The sequence below is a fragment of the Streptomyces sp. NPDC050121 genome, assembly GCF_044460385.1.
GTDB lineage: Bacteria > Actinomycetota > Actinomycetes > Streptomycetales > Streptomycetaceae > Streptomyces > Streptomyces soliscabiei.
This window is the reverse complement of the sequence record NZ_JBITJV010000025.1, coordinates 1-16,395: the sequence shown is the minus strand read 5'-3', so window position 1 is coordinate 16,395 and position 16,395 is coordinate 1. Positions and strand designations below refer to the sequence as shown.

18 protein-coding genes are annotated in these 16,395 nt (G+C 70.8%); 10 read left to right on the top strand and 8 right to left on the bottom strand.

Annotated elements, in window-relative coordinates:
• The first annotated feature begins 118 nt into the window (after positions 1 to 118).
• From ACIBTS_RS31615 to ACIBTS_RS31605, 3 genes are all read left to right on the top strand, one after another.
• The gene (locus tag ACIBTS_RS31615) at positions 119 to 1,870 is read left to right on the top strand and encodes a dolichyl-phosphate-mannose--protein mannosyltransferase (protein WP_399323876.1); all 1,752 of its coding nucleotides are present in this window, start codon (positions 119 to 121) and stop codon (positions 1,868 to 1,870) included.
• A 162-nt stretch (positions 1,871 to 2,032) separates the two neighbouring features.
• Positions 2,033 to 3,664, top strand: coding sequence for a penicillin-binding transpeptidase domain-containing protein (locus ACIBTS_RS31610; RefSeq protein WP_399323874.1), 1,632 nt, complete (start codon positions 2,033 to 2,035; stop codon positions 3,662 to 3,664).
• A gap of 200 nt (positions 3,665 to 3,864) precedes the next feature.
• Positions 3,865 to 5,550: a penicillin-binding transpeptidase domain-containing protein gene (locus ACIBTS_RS31605; RefSeq protein ID WP_319671080.1), complete on the top strand. Its 1,686-nt coding sequence runs from the start codon at positions 3,865 to 3,867 to the stop codon at positions 5,548 to 5,550.
• Positions 5,551 to 5,800: 250 nt separating this feature from the next.
• Here ACIBTS_RS31605 and ACIBTS_RS31600 read toward each other — a convergent pair whose 3' ends face one another.
• The gene (locus ACIBTS_RS31600) at positions 5,801 to 6,157 is read right to left on the bottom strand and encodes an SsgA family sporulation/cell division regulator (RefSeq protein WP_319671081.1); all 357 of its coding nucleotides are present in this window, start codon (positions 6,155 to 6,157) and stop codon (positions 5,801 to 5,803) included.
• A 191-nt stretch (positions 6,158 to 6,348) separates the two neighbouring features.
• Here ACIBTS_RS31600 and ACIBTS_RS31595 point away from each other — a divergent pair, with 191 nt between their 5' ends.
• The 6 genes from ACIBTS_RS31595 to ACIBTS_RS31570 all read left to right on the top strand — a co-directional run bounded on the left by ACIBTS_RS31595 (position 6,349) and on the right by ACIBTS_RS31570 (position 11,370).
• Positions 6,349 to 7,431: an energy-coupling factor ABC transporter permease gene (locus tag ACIBTS_RS31595; RefSeq protein ID WP_399323872.1), complete on the top strand. Its 1,083-nt coding sequence runs from the start codon at positions 6,349 to 6,351 to the stop codon at positions 7,429 to 7,431.
• Between the two features lie 4 nt (positions 7,432 to 7,435).
• The gene (gene cbiQ, locus ACIBTS_RS31590; RefSeq protein ID WP_319671083.1) at positions 7,436 to 8,197 is read left to right on the top strand and encodes a cobalt ECF transporter T component CbiQ; all 762 of its coding nucleotides are present in this window, start codon (positions 7,436 to 7,438) and stop codon (positions 8,195 to 8,197) included.
• On the top strand, positions 8,185 to 8,982 hold the full coding sequence (locus tag ACIBTS_RS31585) for an energy-coupling factor ABC transporter ATP-binding protein (RefSeq protein ID WP_399323870.1): 798 nt from the start codon (positions 8,185 to 8,187) through the stop codon (positions 8,980 to 8,982). Before cbiQ ends, ACIBTS_RS31585 begins: the two co-directional genes overlap by 13 nt.
• A complete protein-coding gene (locus tag ACIBTS_RS31580; RefSeq protein WP_319671085.1) occupies positions 8,979 to 9,446 on the top strand; it encodes a MarR family transcriptional regulator in 468 nt (155 codons plus the stop codon). The genes ACIBTS_RS31585 and ACIBTS_RS31580 overlap by 4 nt, the downstream gene beginning before the upstream one ends.
• A 143-nt stretch (positions 9,447 to 9,589) precedes the next feature.
• Positions 9,590 to 10,063 carry an organic hydroperoxide resistance protein gene (locus ACIBTS_RS31575; RefSeq protein WP_319671086.1) on the top strand — a complete coding sequence of 158 codons (474 nt, stop codon included), beginning with the start codon at positions 9,590 to 9,592 and terminating at the stop codon, positions 10,061 to 10,063.
• 116 nt (positions 10,064 to 10,179) lie between these two features.
• Positions 10,180 to 11,370 (top strand): serine hydrolase domain-containing protein, encoded by a 1,191-nt coding sequence (locus ACIBTS_RS31570; RefSeq protein WP_399323867.1) that lies wholly within the window; start codon positions 10,180 to 10,182, stop codon positions 11,368 to 11,370.
• A gap of 19 nt (positions 11,371 to 11,389) precedes the next feature.
• On the opposite strand, the gene ACIBTS_RS31565 is transcribed toward ACIBTS_RS31570, so the two are convergent.
• The 7 genes from ACIBTS_RS31565 to ACIBTS_RS31535 all read right to left on the bottom strand — a co-directional run bounded on the left by ACIBTS_RS31565 (position 11,390) and on the right by ACIBTS_RS31535 (position 15,762).
• Positions 11,390 to 11,662, bottom strand: coding sequence for a DUF1876 domain-containing protein (locus ACIBTS_RS31565; protein ID WP_319344659.1), 273 nt, complete (start codon positions 11,660 to 11,662; stop codon positions 11,390 to 11,392).
• A 75-nt stretch (positions 11,663 to 11,737) separates the two neighbouring features.
• Positions 11,738 to 12,625: an arylamine N-acetyltransferase gene (locus tag ACIBTS_RS31560; protein ID WP_399323865.1), complete on the bottom strand. Its 888-nt coding sequence runs from the start codon at positions 12,623 to 12,625 to the stop codon at positions 11,738 to 11,740.
• Between the two features lie 29 nt (positions 12,626 to 12,654).
• On the bottom strand, positions 12,655 to 13,500 hold the full coding sequence (locus ACIBTS_RS31555) for an EamA family transporter (protein ID WP_399323863.1): 846 nt from the start codon (positions 13,498 to 13,500) through the stop codon (positions 12,655 to 12,657).
• Complete coding sequence (locus ACIBTS_RS31550) at positions 13,497 to 13,982, bottom strand: YbaK/EbsC family protein (RefSeq protein ID WP_399323861.1); 486 nt, start codon at positions 13,980 to 13,982, stop codon at positions 13,497 to 13,499. The genes ACIBTS_RS31555 and ACIBTS_RS31550 overlap by 4 nt, the downstream gene beginning before the upstream one ends.
• Positions 13,983 to 14,051: 69 nt before the next feature.
• Positions 14,052 to 14,720, bottom strand: coding sequence for a hypothetical protein (locus ACIBTS_RS31545; protein WP_399323859.1), 669 nt, complete (start codon positions 14,718 to 14,720; stop codon positions 14,052 to 14,054).
• Positions 14,717 to 14,917, bottom strand: a complete 201-nt coding sequence (locus ACIBTS_RS31540) for a DUF397 domain-containing protein (RefSeq protein WP_399323857.1) — start codon at positions 14,915 to 14,917, stop codon at positions 14,717 to 14,719. Before ACIBTS_RS31540 ends, ACIBTS_RS31545 begins: the two co-directional genes overlap by 4 nt.
• Complete coding sequence (locus ACIBTS_RS31535; protein WP_399323854.1) at positions 14,914 to 15,762, bottom strand: helix-turn-helix domain-containing protein; 849 nt, start codon at positions 15,760 to 15,762, stop codon at positions 14,914 to 14,916. Before ACIBTS_RS31535 ends, ACIBTS_RS31540 begins: the two co-directional genes overlap by 4 nt.
• Positions 15,763 to 15,898: 136 nt before the next feature.
• Here ACIBTS_RS31535 and ACIBTS_RS31530 point away from each other — a divergent pair, with 136 nt between their 5' ends.
• Positions 15,899 to 16,330 carry an ATP-binding protein gene (locus ACIBTS_RS31530; protein WP_399323852.1) on the top strand — a complete coding sequence of 144 codons (432 nt, stop codon included), beginning with the start codon at positions 15,899 to 15,901 and terminating at the stop codon, positions 16,328 to 16,330.
• Positions 16,331 to 16,395: the final 65 nt, after the last annotated feature.

Genomic DNA, 16,395 nt, shown 5'->3' with positions numbered 1-16,395 from the left:
GGTTGCGGGCGAGGCTGTGGACGTGCTTCGGGGTGCGGCTGTCACGTTTCCATCCTCGCAGGGCCGAGGGAGGCCCCAAGCACGGGACTCACACAGACCTGTTCCCTACGATGGCGCGGTGACCAGTACCGCGTCCTCCATGGACTCCACGGACTACCGGCCCGACCGGCCGCCGCACGATCAGCGGCCCGCGTGGCAGCAGCGGCTGCGCCGTTTCGGATACACGGCGGAACCCGCCGCCGACGTCCGTGAGCGGCTGGTGCCGCCGTTCGCGAAGCCCAGCCCGCGCGTGTGGCAGGCGCTCGGTGTCCCGCACCGGTGGGCGGAGCGGCTCGTGCGCTGGTCGTCCTGGGGCGGGCCGCTGCTGGTCACGCTGATGGCGGGGGTGATGCGGTTCTGGCACCTGGGCAGCCCCAAGGCGGTGATATTCGACGAGACGTACTACGCCAAGGACGCGTGGGCGGTCGTCCACCGCGGGTTTGAGGTCAACTGGGACAAGAACGCCAACGACGTCATCCTCTCCTCGGGCGGACATGTCCCGATCCCGACGGACGCGGCGTACGTCGTGCATCCGCCGGTCGGCAAGTACGTGATCGGGCTGGGCGAACTGATCTTCGGGTTCGACCCGTACGGCTGGCGGTTCATGACCGCCGTACTCGGGACGCTCTCCGTCTTCCTGCTGTGCCGGATCGGCCGCCGTGTCTTCCGCTCCACGTTCCTGGGCTGCCTGGCGGGCGCCCTGATGGCCGTGGACGGGCTGCACTTCGTGATGAGCCGCGCCGCGCTGCTCGACGGCGTGCTGATGTTCTTCGTGCTGGCGGCGTTCGGCTGTCTGGTGGCCGACCGGGAGCGGGCCCGCGCGAAACTCGCCGCCGCGCTCCAGCCGGACGAGGACGGCCGCTACCGCCCGAACGCGCACATCGCCGAGACCACCCGCATCGGATTCCGCCCCTGGCGCTGGGGCGCGGGCCTGCTGCTGGGTCTGGCCATCGGCACGAAGTGGAACGGCCTGTACATCCTGGTCGCGTTCTGTGTGATGACGGTGTTGTGGGACGCCGGTTCGCGCAAGGTGGCGGGCGCCCGCCGTCCGTACCTGGCGGCGCTGAAGCGCGACACGGGCTTCGCGTTCCTGTCGACGGTCCCGATCGCGCTGGTCACCTATGTGGCGTCGTGGACGGGCTGGATCCTGTCCGCCACCGACGGCTCGGGCGGCTACTACCGCAACTGGGCGGCCGCCGACGGCAAGGGCGGCAACTGGACGTGGCTGTTCCCCGACTGGTGGCGCAGCCTGTGGCACTACGAGCACGAGGTGTACGAGTTCCACACCCACCTCACCTCGCCGCACCCGTACCAGTCGAACCCGTGGAGCTGGCTGGTCCTGGGCCGTCCGGTGTCGTACTTCTACGAGTCCCCCGCGGCCGGCAAGGACGGCTGTCCGTCCGACGCGGGCGAGAAGTGCGCCCGTGAGGTCCTCGCGATCGGCACGCCGGTGCTGTGGTGGGCGGGCTGTTTCGCCATCGCCTACGTCCTGTGGCGCTGGCTCTTCCGCCGCGACTGGCGCGCGGGCGCGATCGCCTGCGGCATCGCGGCCGGCTACCTGCCGTGGTTCATGTACCAGGAACGCACGATCTTCCTCTTCTACGCCGTCGTCTTCCTGCCGTTCCTCTGTCTGGCGGTGGCGATGATGATCGGTGCGATCATCGGCCCACCGGGTTCGAGCGACACCCGCCGCGTGGCGGGAGCGACGGGAGCGGGCGTCCTGGTCCTGCTCATCGCCTGGAACTTCATCTATTTCTGGCCTTTGTACACGGGGACGTCGATCCCGATCGACAACTGGCGTTCACGTATGTGGTTGGACACCTGGGTCTAACGATTGCGAAAACTGTCGCACCACGCATCACCCTTTCCGCTTACTGTGGCCCTGAGAAGAACTTTCTGAACACGTTCAGAATGCGCCCGTGAGGCGGGGACGGGTTCGGGGGATCCGTCGGGTCCGGCGGGTCCGGCGGGGTCAACGGGGAGGGTGCACAGCATGCACAAGGGGGCCAAGGCAGCCATTGTCGGGTCGGTGTTCGCCGTGATGGTGGGCGGGGCCGGGTATGGCGCCTTCAATATCGTGAACGCGCTCAACGGGGACGGCGGCGGCGCGCCGGGGTCGTCCGAGCCGGTGGCCGTGAAGACCGGGCCGCCCAGCGGCTCCGAAGTGAAGGACACGAGCGGCAAGTTCTTCGCGGCCTGGGAGAAGGGGCAGGCCGCGGTGGCCGCCCAGCTGACCAACAACGCGGCGAAGGCCGGGCCGTTGCTGACCTCGTACGGCCAGGCCGCGCACATCACCGGGGTGAAGATCACACCGGGCGCGGCGGTCGGGGACAGCGTGCCGTTCAGCGTCAGGGCGACGGTGTCGTACGACGGGAAGTCCAAGCCGCTGGCGTACCAGAGCCGGCTCACCGTCGTACGCGGGCTCACCACCGGCAAGGCGCTGGTGGACTGGCAGCCTTCGGTCGTGCATCCCGAGCTGAAGAACATGGACGACACGCTGGTCACGGGCGCCTCGGCGGCGCCGCCGATCGAGGCCGTGGACCGGGACGGCAACGTCCTGACGAAGGAGAAGTACCCCTCCCTGGGGCCGATCCTGGACCAGCTGCGCGCCAAGTACGGGAAGGAGGCGGGCGGCACGGCGAGCGTCGAGCTGGCGATCCACCACGCCGCCCCGGACACCGCCGACACCCCGCTGCTGACCCTCGCCGAGGGCAAGGCGGGCAAGCTGCCCACCACGCTCAGCACGAGCGTGCAGGCGGCGGCGGAGCGGGCAGTGCAGAAGTACGCCCAGTCGTCGGTGGTGGCCGTCAAGCCGAGCACCGGCGAGGTGCTGGCCGTCGCCAACCACCGCACGGACGGATGGAACGCCGCGTTCCTCGGTGAGGTCGCGCCCGGCTCCACCATGAAGATCATCAGCGCGGCCACCCTCATCGACACCGGGCTCACCACCGCGAGCGGACCCGCGCCCTGTCCGCCGTCGGCCGTCTCGGAGAGCCAGACCTTCCAGAACATCAAGGGCATGAAGCCGAACGAGAACGCGACGCTCTCGGAGAGCTTCGCCCGCTCCTGCAACACGGCGTTCGTGAAGTTCGCGGACTCGGTGAAGGTCGACTCGCTCACCAACGAGGCCCGCGACCGCTTCGGGATCGGCCTCGACTGGCAGACCGGCATCCCGTCCTTCGACGGCTCCGTCCCGGCAGCCGGCGGCCCGGACACCGCGGCCGGGCTGATCGGCCAGGGCAAGGTCCAGATGAACCCGCTGAACATGGCCTCGGTGACGGCGACCGCGATGACGGGCACGTTCCGGCAGCCGGTGATCGTGCCGCTCAGCCTCGACGACCGTGAACCGGCACACGCGCGTGGACTGTCGTCGAGCACCGTGCAGCAACTGCGTTCCATGATGAACCGCACCGCCACCAGCGGCACCGCGGCCGAGGTGATGGCCGGGCTAAGGGGTCAGATCGGCGCCAAGACCGGCTCCGCCGAGGTCGACGGCCAGACGAAGTCCGACAGTTGGTTCACCGGCTACCGGGGCGACGTCGCCGCCGCGGCGATGACCCAGGACGGCGGCCACGGCGTCGACGCGTCCGGCCCGATCGTGGTGGAGGTACTGCGGGCGGGCTGAACCGGCCACTGCCGCACCGGCCCCGCGCACCGGGCCAAGCACACGGGCCAAGCGCACCGGCTCCGAGGTGGCTGACGTCACATATGACGTCACTCCCACAGCACGGGACTCTAGTGTGGTTGCCGTCGTTGGGGTCAATGAGGGCAACGAGGGCAGTGGGGCTGGGGGAAAAGTCCCTGAGGATCCGGAGGATCTGGGCAGTGGGCAAGAGAAGGCGTGTCGACGAGCGGAGCAGCACGAGCAAGCGGCGTCCCGCCGTCGTCGGCGGCATGATCGCCGTCGTGGTCGGCGGGGCGGGGTTCGGCGTCTACGCGCTGTACGGCGGCGGGGCGGCGGCCGACGAGGGCTCGGCTGCGGCCGCCAACGGCAAGCAGATCCCGCGGGTCAGGGCCGACGCACCCACGGCGGCCGAGGCGAAGACCCTGGCCGCGACGTTCCTGACGGCCTGGCAGCAGGGCAAGGTGGACCGGGCCGCCGCCACCACGGACGACTCCGCCGCCGCCACCGCCCTCCTGACCGGCTACACCAAGGACGCCCACGTCACGGGCGTCACCCTGACCGCCGGCGCGCCCTCCGGCACCAAGGTCCCGTTCTCCGTGACGGGCACGGTGAAGTACAAGGACGTCAGCAAGCCGCTGACGTACTCCAGCGCGCTCACCGTCGTACGCAACCCGAAGAACGGCAAGGCGCAGGTCGACTGGCACGCGTCCGTCGTCCACCCGGACCTGCAGGACGGCGACACGCTCGTCACCGGCGAGTCCGGCACGCCGCCGGTGAAGGCCGTCGACCGGGACGGCGGCGAGCTGACGGCCGCCAAGTACCCCTCCCTGGGCACGGTGCTGGACGGCCTGCGGGAGAAGTACGGCAAGAAGGCGGGCGGCAAGGCGGGCGTGGAGCTCCGGGTCGTCCGCGGGAAGGCGTCGAAGGCGAAGAAGGCCTCCGACAAGACGCTGCTGGAGCTCAGCAAGGGCACCCCGGGCACGGTGAAGACGACGCTGAGCCCGACCCTGCAGGCCGCCGCCGAGCAGCAGGTGGCGAAGACGGCGCGCTCGTCGGTCGTCGTGATGCGCCCCTCCACGGGCGAGATCCTCGCGGTGGCCAACGCGAGCCCCGGCTTCAACACCGCCTTCAACGGCTCGCTCGCGCCCGGCTCCACGATGAAGGTCATCACGTCGTCGCTGCTCATCGAGAAGGGCCTGGCGTCGGCGGACAAGGTGCACCCCTGTCCGAAGACGTTCACCTATGGCGGCTGGAAGTTCCACAACGACGACGACTTCCAGATCAAGGGCGGCTCGTTCAAGGCGAGCTTCGCGCGCTCCTGCAACACCGCCTTCATCAGCCAGGCGCCCGAGCTGGACAACAACAGTCTGACCAAGCAGGCGCAGCAGGTCTTCGGCCTGTCGATGGACAACTGGGCCATCGGCGTGCCGTCCTTCGACGGTTCGGTGCCGGTGCAGTCCGCGGCCCAGATGGCGGCCTCGCTGATCGGTCAGGGCGGGGTGCGGATGAACCCCCTGAACATGGCGTCGGTCGCCTCCACGGTGAAGGCGGGCACGTTCCACCAGCCGTACCTGGTCGCCCCGTCGGTGGACGACCGCACCCTCGCGACGGCCTCGCGCACGATGTCGTCGTCCACGCTGTCGCAGCTGCGGGAGCTGATGAACTACACCGCCGCGGCCGGCACCGCCGCCGAGGCGATGTCGGGCCTCGGCCCGGACTACGGCGCGAAGACGGGCTCGGCGGAGGTCGACAACCAGGACAAGCCCAACGGCTGGTTCACCGCCTACCGCGGCGACCTGGCGGCCGCGGGCGTCGTTCAGGCGGGCGGCCACGGCGGCGACACGGCGGGCCCGATCGTGGCGGCCCTGCTGCGGATGGGCGGCTGAGACCCGACCGGAGGACCAGTCACACGTCTAGGGCCTGTCCGGCGGATCATGCCGCAGACGCGGGGGATGGCACGTCCACCTGCGGCGTTGTCGTCGGTTGCCGACTCCCCCACTCTCGGCTGCGCTCGAGCGGGGGGACCCCCATCGCGTCGACGCCCTCCTCCGCCTTGCAGGTGGACGCACCATTCCCCGCTCACCTGCGCTGATCAGGCGCCGCTGCTTTCCTGCGACTTGATCCGCCGGACAGGCCCTAGTGAGTGACCGGCTGCGCCGTCGCCATGTACGTGCGGCGCAGGAAGCGCAGCAGCGTCTTCGACTCGAACTGGACGACCGAGACGCCGTGCGCGGAGTGGAACTCGACGACGGCCTGGACGCGCCCCAGCGGCCACACCCGCACCTCGCCGGTGCCGGCCGGGGCGCGCAGCCCCTGTTCCAGGAGGCTGCGGGAGAACGTCCACTCGTGCCGGTCGGGGAGTCCGACGCGCACCGAGCGGGGGTCGACCTCAGGGTCGTAGCGCAGAACGACGGGGACGGCCGTGCGTTCCTCCTCGACCTGGTCCGCGTCCGTGACGATGTGGGCTCGCGCGTACTGCTCGACTACAGACATCGGCCGACCCTCTCACGCAGCGTAACCTGTACGGAAACTGTGAGTCCGCTTTCACTCATCCCAATGTCCCATATTTTCTGGAATACGCGCCTCCGTCCCGCCCTATCTCACATCTGCGATAGACGAGCATCCACGAGAGACAAGTCCCTCGCTCTTGCGAACCATTCGCATTAAGCCACTATCATCAACGGGTGCACGTACCCGACGGATTCATCAACGCCCCGACCTCCGCCGTGACCGGAGTCGTCGCCGCGGGCGCCATCGCCGTGAGCCTGCGCGGCGCGCGCCGTGAACTCGACGACCGGACCGCACCGCTGGCCGGCCTGGTGGCCGCGTTCATCTTCGCCGTGCAGATGCTGAACTTCCCCGTCGCGGCGGGAACCAGCGGCCATCTGCTGGGCGGTGCGCTCGCCGCGCTACTCGTGGGCCCCTACACGGGGATCCTGTGCGTGTCCGTGGTCCTGCTGATGCAGGGCATCCTCTTCGCCGACGGCGGCCTGACCGCGCTCGGCGTGAACATCACCGACATGGCGATCGTGACGACCGTCGTGTCCTACGCCGTCTTCCGCGCCCTGGTGAAGGTGCTGCCGCGCAGCCGCCGGTCCATCACCACCGCGTCCTTCGTCGCCGCCCTGCTGTCCGTGCCGGCCGCCGCCGTGGCGTTCACGCTCCTGTACTGGATCGGCGGCACCACCGACGTGGCGATCGGCAAGGTGGCCACCGCGATGATCGGCGTGCATGTGCTGATCGGCGTCGGCGAGGCCGTCATCACCGCGCTGACCGTGGGCGCCGTCGTCGCCGTACGGCCGGATCTCGTCCACGGCGCGCGCGATCTGCGGCAGAGGCTCCAGTTGCGGGTGAACGGCGAACTGGTCGACGCGCCCGCCGCCGAGGGGGCGCGCACGGCGCCCGTCGCGGCGCGCACCTCCCGGCGCACGCTGTGGGTGACCGGTCTGGTCACCTCCCTCGTCCTGGCCGGCTTCGTCAGCTTCTACGCCTCCGCCAACCCCGACGGCCTGGAGAAGGTCGCCGCCGACAAGGGCATCGACAGGCGGACCCAGAAGCACGCGTCCTCCGACTCCCCGCTCGCCGACTACGGCGTCAAGGACATCACCGACGCGCGCCTCTCGGGCGGTCTCGCGGGCGTGATCGGCGTCGGCACGACCGTCGTCGCGGGCAGCACGGTGTTCTGGGCGGTGCGCAGGCGCCGTACGGACGACGTGTCCCCGACGTCGACGAGCGCGTCCACCAGCGCCTCCACGAGCGGCGTCTGACGTCGTGGGAGCGGGACACGCGCACCGGCTCTACCGGCACGGACACTCGCCCGTGCACGCCCTGCCGCCGCACACCAAGCTCGCCGCCACGTTCGCCTTCGTGGTCGTCGTCGTGTCGACGCCGCGGGAGGCGATGTGGGCGTTCGCCCTGTACGCCGTCCTGCTGGCGTTCGTCGCGTACCACGCGCGCGTGCCGGCCGGTTTCCTGCTGAAGCGGCTGCTGATCGAGGTGCCGTTCGTCGCGTTCGCCGTGCTGATGCCGTTCGTGGCTGAGGGCGAGCGCGTGGACGTCCTCGGACTGTCCCTCAGCGTCAACGGGCTGTGGGGCGCCTGGAACGTCCTCGCGAAGGGCACCCTGGGCGTCGCCGCGTCCGTGCTCCTGGCGTCCACCACGGAGCTGCGCGCACTGCTTCTCGGCCTGCAACGCCTGAAGCTGCCCCCGCTGCTCGTGCAGATCGCCTCCTTCATGATCCGCTACGGCGACGTCATCACCGACGAGATGCGGCGCATGCGGATCGCCCGGGAGTCACGCGGCTTCGAGGCGCGGGGCGTGCGGCACTGGGGGGTGCTCGCGAAGTCGGCGGGCGCGCTGTTCATCCGCTCCTACGAGCGCGGGGAGCGCGTGCACCTGGCCATGGTCAGCCGCGGGTACGCCGGCTCGATGCCGGTGATCGACGAGGTGACCGCGTCCCGGGCGCAGTGGTCGTACGCCCTGACCCTCCCGTTCGCCGCCCTCGTCGTCTGCGTGTTGGGATGGTCCCTGTGACTGATGTGACGGCTTCCGACGTGACGGTTCCTGGTGTGCCGGCCTCCCTCGAGGTCTTTGGCCTCGCCTTCGCCTACCCCGACGGCCACCAGGCCCTGTTCGGCGTCGACTTCTGCGTCGCACGCGGGGAACGGGTCGCGCTGCTCGGCCCGAACGGCGCCGGCAAGACGACCCTGGTGCTGCACCTCAACGGCATCCTCACCGGCGGCGCGGGCACGGTGACGGTGGCCGGGCTGCCCGTCGGCAAGCGGCACATGGCCGAGATCCGGCGCAGGGTCGGCATCGTCTTCCAGGACCCCGACGACCAGCTGTTCATGCCGACGGTCCGCGAGGACGTCGCGTTCGGACCGGCGGCCGCCGGGCTGAAGGGCGCGGAGCTGGAGGCCCGCGTCGACCACGCGCTCGCGCAGGTCGGCATGGCGGAGTTCAAGGACCGTCCGCCGCACCACCTGTCCTTCGGCCAGCGGCGCCGGGTGGCCGTCGCGACGGTGCTCGCCATGGAGCCGGAGATCCTCGTCCTGGACGAGCCGTCCTCCAACCTCGACCCCGCCTCGCGCCGCGAACTGGCCGACATCCTGCGCTCGTTGGACGTCACGGTGCTCATGGTCACGCACGACCTGCCGTACGCCCTGGAGCTGTGCCCGCGCGCCCTGATCCTCAGCGAGGGCGTGATCGTGGCGGACGGTCCGACCGGTGATCTGCTCGCCGACGACGCCGTCATGCGCGCGCACCGCCTGGAGCTGCCCTTCGGGTTCGACCCGCGCTCGGCCACAATGGGCGCGTGACGAACGAGGCATCCACCGCCGACGGCACGCTGCTCCTCGACGAGCAGCTGTGCTTCGCGCTGTACGCGGCCCAGCGCGCGGTGACCGCCGCGTACCGCCCGCTCCTGGACGAGCTGGGCCTCACCTACCCGCAGTACCTCGTGCTGCTGGTCCTGTGGGAGCGCGGTGAGACCACCGTCAAGGAGCTGGCCTCGGCGCTGCGGCTGGACTACGGCACGATGTCGCCGCTGTTGAAGCGGCTGGAGGCGGCGGGGCTGGTGCGCCGGGAGCGCTCGGCGCACGACGAGCGCACGGTGCTCGTCGCCTGCACCGTGCGCGGCGAGGAACTCAAGGGGCGCGCGGAGCGGGTGCCCGGCACCCTGCTCGCGTCGACGGGGCTCGCGGCGACGGAGGTCGCACGGTTGCGCGAGGAGTTGTGGGGGCTCGCGGAACGGGCCCAGAGCGCGGCGGACCGCGCGCGGTAGACGCGGTGGGCCCCGCACGGTGGACGCGGTAGGCCCTGAGCTGAAGTTACCCACGGTTACTACCCCCTGGTAAGCATCCACCTCCCTACCGGCCGGTACCTTGTGCACGATGTAATCGGGGAAGATTCCGGGGGAGGTCCCGCATGACCGAAGGCGCCGCCGACGACGCTGTCGCCGCCGTCGACACCGTCGACACCCGTCCAACGAAGATCATGTACGTCGCCGAGGCGACCGCGCACGGCGGGCGGGACGGCTATGTCACCAGCCAGGACGGCCAGATCGAGCTGAAGGTGGCGATGCCGCCGCAGCTGGGCGGCGACGGCAACGGCACCAACCCGGAACAGCTCTTCGCCGCCGGTTACAGCTCCTGCTTCCACAACGCGCTGATCCTCGTCGGCAACCGGGCGGGCTACGACCTCGCCGGGTCGACGGTGGCGGCGAAGGTCGGGATCGGTCCGAACCAGAGCAAGGGCTACGGGCTGGCGGTGGCCCTCAGCGTCTCGCTGCCCGTCCTGGACGCCGATCTCGCCGCGAAGCTGGTGGACGCGGCGCACCAGGTGTGCCCGTACTCGAACGCCACCCGCGGCAACATCGACGTAACGATCCTTCTCGGCTAGCGAGACGCAGGAATCGCAGGCCCGGGGTACGTGTTCCCCGGAGAGTCGAAGGCGAGGCCGAGGCGGGGCCGAGGCAGGCCGAGCGAGGCGGGTCGAGAGGGCGTGCGGACGTGGGCGTGAACGTGAACGGGGCGGTGGCCGAGGGCTTCGAGCCGGTCCGGGAGGCGTTCGCGGCGAACTTCGAGACGCTCGGCGACCGGGGCGCGGCGGTCGCCGTCTACCGGGACGGGCACAAGGTCGTCGACCTGTGGGCCGGCACGAAGGACGTGGACGCTGCGGCCGACGCGGACGGCGCGGCCCCCTGGGAGCACGGCACCGCGCAGATCGTGCGGTCGGCGACCAAGGGCGTCGCCGCCGCCGTCCTCCTGCTGCTGCACCAGCGCGGCGAGCTGGACCTGGACGCGCCCGTGGGGGCGTACTGGCCGCAGTACAAGGCCGCGGGCAAGGACCGGACGCTCGTACGGCACCTGCTCGCGCACCGCGCGGGCGTGCCCGTGCTGGACCGGCCGCTGACGCCCGCCGAGGCCGCGGACCCCGAGCGGGGCGCGGCGGCGGTCGCCGCGCAGGCGCCGGTCTGGGAGCCGGGGACCGACCACGGCTACCACGCCCAGACATTCAGCTGGCTGACGGGCGAGCTGGTGCGGCGGATCACAGGCCGGCCCGTCGGGGAGTGGATCGCCGACGAGATCGCCGGGCCGCTGGGGGCCGACCTGTGGCTCGGGCTGCCGGCGGCGCAGAGCGCGCGGGTGGGGCGCGTGGGGCAGGTGGACGTGCCCGCGCAAGCGGGAGCGCTCAAGACCCGGCCCAAGCCCGCCGTCACCGCCGCCTACGCCGACCCCGGCTCCCTCACCCGCCGCGCGTTCGCCGCGATCACCCCGCTCCCCGACGAGAACGACCCGGCCTACCGGGCCGCCGCCCTTCCCGCCTCCAACGGCATCGCCACCGCCGACGGCCTGGCCCGCTTCTACGCGTCGCTGATCGGCGAGGTGGACGGCGGCATACGGCTGCTGCGCCCGGAGACGGTGGAACTGGCGCGCGCCGAGCAGTCGTCGGGCCCGGACCGGGTGCTCGTGGTGAACACCCGGTTCGGCCTCGGCTACATGCTGCACGGACCCGCGTCCCCGCTGCTGTCCCCCACCTCCTTCGGCCACCCGGGCCGCGGCGGCGCCCTCGGCCTCGCCGACCCGGAGTCGGGCATCGCCTTCGGCTACGTCACCAACGGCTTCAGGTCGAGCGTGACGGCGGACCCACGCGCGCAGGCACTGCTACGAGCGCTGCGAACGGCTACGGCGGCGACGAGGCAGTAACGCCTATTCGTTGGATCGTTCACACGTTGATCGAGTGCGACGTCCGCCCCGAGGCGTCGTCGATCTCCGTGTGAGCCTTGGTGAGCAGCTGCATGGCGATCTCGTTGAGAGCGCGAGCGCCGGCGATCTCCTCTCCGACCCGGGGCTGGTTGGCGTCCACGTTGTGCCGACTGGCGTGCCCCGCGGCCTTGACTTCACTGCCGTCGGGCAGCCGCACCAGCGCTACCGCGCGCGTGTGCCGGTCGTCCTCCTCGAACTCCAGCTCGACATGCCAGCCGACAGCGGTGTGCATTGCAGTCATGACGATCACCTCCGGAACTCCTGTTTCCAGGGTGCTCCTGAGAGCGGGCGGACGCACCCAGTCGGCTCAGAACAGCAGGCGCAATCCGTCCGGTACGGCGATGTCGAACTCCTCGTCGAGGACCCGGCGCGCCTCCGTCTCATCCGTGAGCTCGCGCTGCTTGACGGTGCCGTCGGCGTGGGTCTCGGTGAGGAGCGGGCCGTCGAGGAGGAGGTGCCGGTCGGGGGTGACGCGCTGGACGTAGGCGCGGCTGCTGAACGGGGAGCGGGGGTTGGTGGCGATGTGCCAGTTGATCATCTCGAAGTCGGGCCGCTCGAAGGGCTCGAGAGTGAAGGCGTACTGGGCCTGCCAGACGTCCCCCTCGGACCCCGCGTGGGCTTGCGCTTCCAGCACCCACAGCTCCAGCGGGCCACGGTGCGGGGCATGGACGAGTCGATGGCGGCGGCCCACGTCGTGGAACTCGCCGTCCGCGGTGAGCGGGACGGGTTCGAGCAGGGCTCCCGTGGCGCCGAAACCGACGTCGGCGAGGTACGGCAGCGGGTCGCCGGGGACGTCGACGAGGAGCGCCATGTGGGTGCGGGGCCGGTCCTCGAACCGCCGCGCGCCCAGGACGACCCGCGCCGTCAGCAGGGTCACCCGGAAGCCCAGCGCCTCCAGGACGGCCGCGAGCAGCATGTTGTGCTCGTAGCAGTAGCCGCCGCGCCGCCCGCCACGGACCAGCTTGGCGATCAGGTCCGCGGGGTCGAGCGAGGGGACCGTGCCGCGCAGCGGGTCCAGGTTCTCGAAGGGGAGGGCAAGGCTGTGGGCCAGATGCACGCCCCGCAGCGTCGCCGCGTCGGCACGGCGCTCCCCCTCCCAGCCGATCCGCCGAAGGTACGCGTCGAGATCGCCGGGGGCTAAGGCCGGGGCGAAGGCTGGGGTGAAGGCTGGGGTGAACTCTGTTGTCTCGGACATGACTTCACCGTAATCCGCAGGGCGGCGCGTCAACCGGCGTGCAGCATCAGCCCGATGCCGACGACGAGGAGTCCGGCGGCGACGAGGCGGGGCGCGCCGAACCGCTCCTTGAAGAGCAAGGCGCCGATGGCCGCACCGACGAGGATCGACGACTCGCGCAGGGCGGCGATCGGAGCCAGTTCGGCGCGGGTCTGCGCCCACAGGACGAGGGCGTACGCGAGGACGGACAGCGCGGAGCCGAGGAGGCCGAGGGCGGCGAAGGGGCGCAGGACGGTGACGGTCCGGCCGCGCCAGCGGTGGACGGCGTAGGCAGGGAGGACGACTCCCTGCACGGCCATCAGCCAGGCGATGTACCCGAGGGAGGAGCCGGACGCGCGGACGCCGAGCCCGTCGACGACCGTGTACGAGGCGATGGTCAGCCCGGTCGCCAGCGCGGCCCCGATCGCCGCCCAGTTCGGCCGCCGTCCGCGCAGCCCCCACAGGGCGACGCCGGTCAGGCCCGCGCACGACAGAGCGATGCCGGCGGCCGCCCAGCCGTCCGGCACCTCGTGCGCGAAGACGGCGGCGAGGACGGTGACGACGAGCGGCGCGGAGCCGCGCGCGATCGGGTACGCCTGCCCGAAGTCGCCGAGCCGGAACGACCGCATCAGCAGCACGTAGTAGGCGATGTGGATGAGCGCGGAGGACAGCAGGTACGGCCACGCGCCGGCCGCCGGGAACGCGGTGAACGGCACGAGCGCGAGCCCGATGAGCATGCCGCCGCCCGCGATGAGCGTGAACCCGACGAGCTTGTCGGTGATCTTGTGGGCGATGGCGTTCCAGCCGGCGTGGGTGACCGCGGCGAACAGGACGGCCGCGGTGACCAGCGGGGTCACGCGGTGCGCTCGCGCACGTCCACGAGGGTCGCGTCGGCGTGGCCGACGAGGTCCTTGGGCGCCATGGGGAAGACGGTGTGCGGGGTGCCGGCGGCGGCCCACACGACGTCGTGCGCGAGCAGGCTCCGGTCGGCCAGCACCCGCGTGCGCGTGCGGTGCCCGAAGGGCGGCACGCCGCCGATCGCGTACCCGGTCGTCTCCCGTACGACGTCGGCGGCGGCCCTCGTCACCTTCTCGGCGCCGAGTTCCCTGCGCACCAGCTCCACGTCGACGCGCGAGGCCCCGTCCATCAGCACCAGCACCGGCACGCCGTCCGCCGCGAAGATCAGCGACTTGCAGATCTGACTCAGCTCACACCCGATCGCGGCGGCGGCCTCGGCGGCGGTCCGGGTCGCCTCGGGGAAACTGCGCGTCGGAAGGCCGTCCAGCCCGAGGGTGCGGAGGGCTTCGGCGAAACGGGGGTGCGCGGCGGACGTCGTCATGCGGGCACGCTAACGGTCGGTGCAGGGGGCAGGCGAGTGGATTCCGGGGGAGCGGTGGGTCCACGTTTGTCACATGCGCCAGGTGCTGGAGTACTGGATGTGCAGACGGGCGGGCACGTGGCGGCGCGTCTGGGCGTGCGGCCAGGGTCCGGTGCCGAGCTCGACGCAGAAGTGCCCGGCGCCCGGGTGGCGGTGCGGGTGCGACGGGGCCTCGTCGACGAGGCCGCGCAGCGCGGTGCCGTGTTCGCGGAACGCGGTGGAACTGCCCACGACGAAGAGGGTGTGCGCGGCGATGTCGAAATCGAGGTGGTCGCGGTACTCGCGGTGGTGACGCCGCTCGTAGTCGATGGCCGTCTCGTCGGGGAAGTCCCGGTCCGGGGTGGTTGCGGTATGGGGTTTGCCGGCGCCGAGGCGCGCCCTGATCTGCTTCCACGACGCGACCGGAAACTGCAGACTGTGGTGGACCAGGACCAGGTCCAGCGAGACCGGCGCGCCGTCGCCGACGACACCCTCGGGGACCGGGTTGGCCCGGATCGGCAGATGGACCAGCGACCGGGCTGACCGGGCGGCCAGCGCCCACAGGGCGACGAGCTGGGCCGCGCCGTCCCGGTCGGCGTACATCGACAGCCAGTGGCGGTCGTCGCGCAGCGCGAGCCGTCCGGGGGCCGGGTCCGCCCGGATCACCCGGAACTCGTCGCCGCCCAGCCGTACCTGGTGTATCCGTACCCGAGTACTCATCCGACCTGCGGCCGGTCCCCCACGCTGACGACGAACTCGGCCCAGGTGCCGGGAGAGACGGTGAGTATGCCGTGGGCGGGGTTCTTGGAGTCGCGGATGTGGATGGTGGCGGGGGTGGTGGCGACTTCGACGCAGTCGTTGATGTCACTGCTGTCGCTGTAGCTGCTCTTGAACCAGTGGAGTTCCGGCGTGCTCATAGTCTCCCCAGTAGCTTCTCGACGAAGGCCAGCGACTCCCTCGGTGTGAGGGCTTGCGCCCGGATCATGCCGTAGCGCATTTCAAGGATACGGAGGTCTCTAGGAGTTGAGACCGGGCGGCCATTGAAGGCACCGGGGGATCGCCCCATTCCTGTGCCATCAGGGAACTTGAGCAAATGGATCATGCCCTGGTGGATTCCGGCGTGCTCTTGGCAGTCGGTCGGCATGACCTGGAGCGTAACGTTGCGCAACCGCCCTACCTCCAGCAGGTGTTCGAGCTGTCGACGCAGCACCGCCTTCCCGCCGAGCGGGCGTTCGAGGGTCACCTGCTCCTGGACGAAGCTGAGCGACGGAGCAGGCTCCCGCTCATAGATCGCCTTGCGCGCCATGCGGGCGGCCGTTCCACGCTCGATCTGATCCGCCGAGTACGGCGGCTGCGCCATCTCGAACAACGCACGCGCGTACTCCGGCGTCTGCAACAACCCCTGGATGTTGTGGTTGCTGTACACCAGCAGCTCGGCGGCACGCGCCTCCCAATCTGCCAGCTCCCGCACCTTCTTCGGATACCGGGCCTTCCTCATGTCCTCCATGAAGGCCCTGAGATGGCCCTGCGCCTTCAGCAACGTGTCTGCCCTGTCCAGGAACTCCGGCCTCGGGATCCGCTGCCCGCGCTCCATCTTGCGGATCATGTCCTCTCCGTAGCCCATGACCTCGCCCAGGTCGGCCGTCCGCATGCCCGCCGCCTCGCGGCAGACCTTGAGCAGACGCCCCACTGCCTCCACTACCGGCTCGATCTCGTCACCCGGCTCGACATCCCAACCGGCCTCGTCCACACCGTCGTTCATGACCACCTCCAACGCGCACCCGTACCCGTACGGCACCGCGGACAGCCGAGACAGCCCGAGACGAACGCCAGACAGTAACCGCCCACACACGCTCCGCCACTGATCACAGTAAGCAGACTCCGCCACTCTGAGTCACGTGAACCAAGAGACACGTGCCCCTGAAAACGAACTCTCCGCCCACTTCCGCAACTTCACCGTCCTCCTGTCCCCCACGCCCCGCGGCGCCCGCCTGGCGAGGCTCCTCGCGACGGAACAACTCCGCTCCTGGGGGCTCCCGTTGGACAGCGCGGCGCAGATCGTCGCGGAGCTGGCGGCCAACGCCTCGACCCACGGCCGCGTCCCGGGACGGGACTTCCGGCTCACCCTCTACGTCATCGCGGACACCCTCCGCATCGAGGTGACCGACACCCGCGGTGACCGTCTCCCGGTCCTCGGCCGGCCCGACGCGGACTCCCCATCCGGCCGGGGCCTCCTCCTCGTGGACGCCCTGGCCGACCGCTGGGGCGTCGTCCCGGAACCGTGCCCACGCAAGACGGTGTGGGCGGAGTGCGCCATGGAAGCGCCTTGATGTATTCCCGGCTGAGCTGGGAGGAATTCGGAGAGTATTCCTGGGCCGAATGACTTACCCGGAGC

What these genes read in the sequence shown, in the direction of transcription:
- ACIBTS_RS31560 (WP_399323865.1), bottom strand. Translation starts at nt 12,625, where the DNA reads ATGTCCGAGACAACAGAGTTCACCCCAGCCTTCACCCCAGCCTTCGCC.
- ACIBTS_RS31600 (WP_319671081.1), bottom strand. Translation starts at nt 6,157, where the DNA reads ATGTCTGTAGTCGAGCAGTACGCGCGAGCCCACATCGTCACGGACGCG.
- ACIBTS_RS31585 (WP_399323870.1), top strand. Translation starts at nt 8,185, where the DNA reads ATGGTCCCTGTGACTGATGTGACGGCTTCCGACGTGACGGTTCCTGGT.
- ACIBTS_RS31575 (WP_319671086.1), top strand. Translation starts at nt 9,590, where the DNA reads ATGACCGAAGGCGCCGCCGACGACGCTGTCGCCGCCGTCGACACCGTC.
- ACIBTS_RS31545 (WP_399323859.1), bottom strand. Translation starts at nt 14,720, where the DNA reads ATGAGTACTCGGGTACGGATACACCAGGTACGGCTGGGCGGCGACGAG.
- ACIBTS_RS31550 (WP_399323861.1), bottom strand. Translation starts at nt 13,982, where the DNA reads ATGACGACGTCCGCCGCGCACCCCCGTTTCGCCGAAGCCCTCCGCACC.
- ACIBTS_RS31565 (WP_319344659.1), bottom strand. Translation starts at nt 11,662, where the DNA reads ATGCACACCGCTGTCGGCTGGCATGTCGAGCTGGAGTTCGAGGAGGAC.
- ACIBTS_RS31610 (WP_399323874.1), top strand. Translation starts at nt 2,033, where the DNA reads ATGCACAAGGGGGCCAAGGCAGCCATTGTCGGGTCGGTGTTCGCCGTG.
- ACIBTS_RS31540 (WP_399323857.1), bottom strand. Translation starts at nt 14,917, where the DNA reads ATGAGCACGCCGGAACTCCACTGGTTCAAGAGCAGCTACAGCGACAGC.
- ACIBTS_RS31535 (WP_399323854.1), bottom strand. Translation starts at nt 15,762, where the DNA reads ATGAACGACGGTGTGGACGAGGCCGGTTGGGATGTCGAGCCGGGTGAC.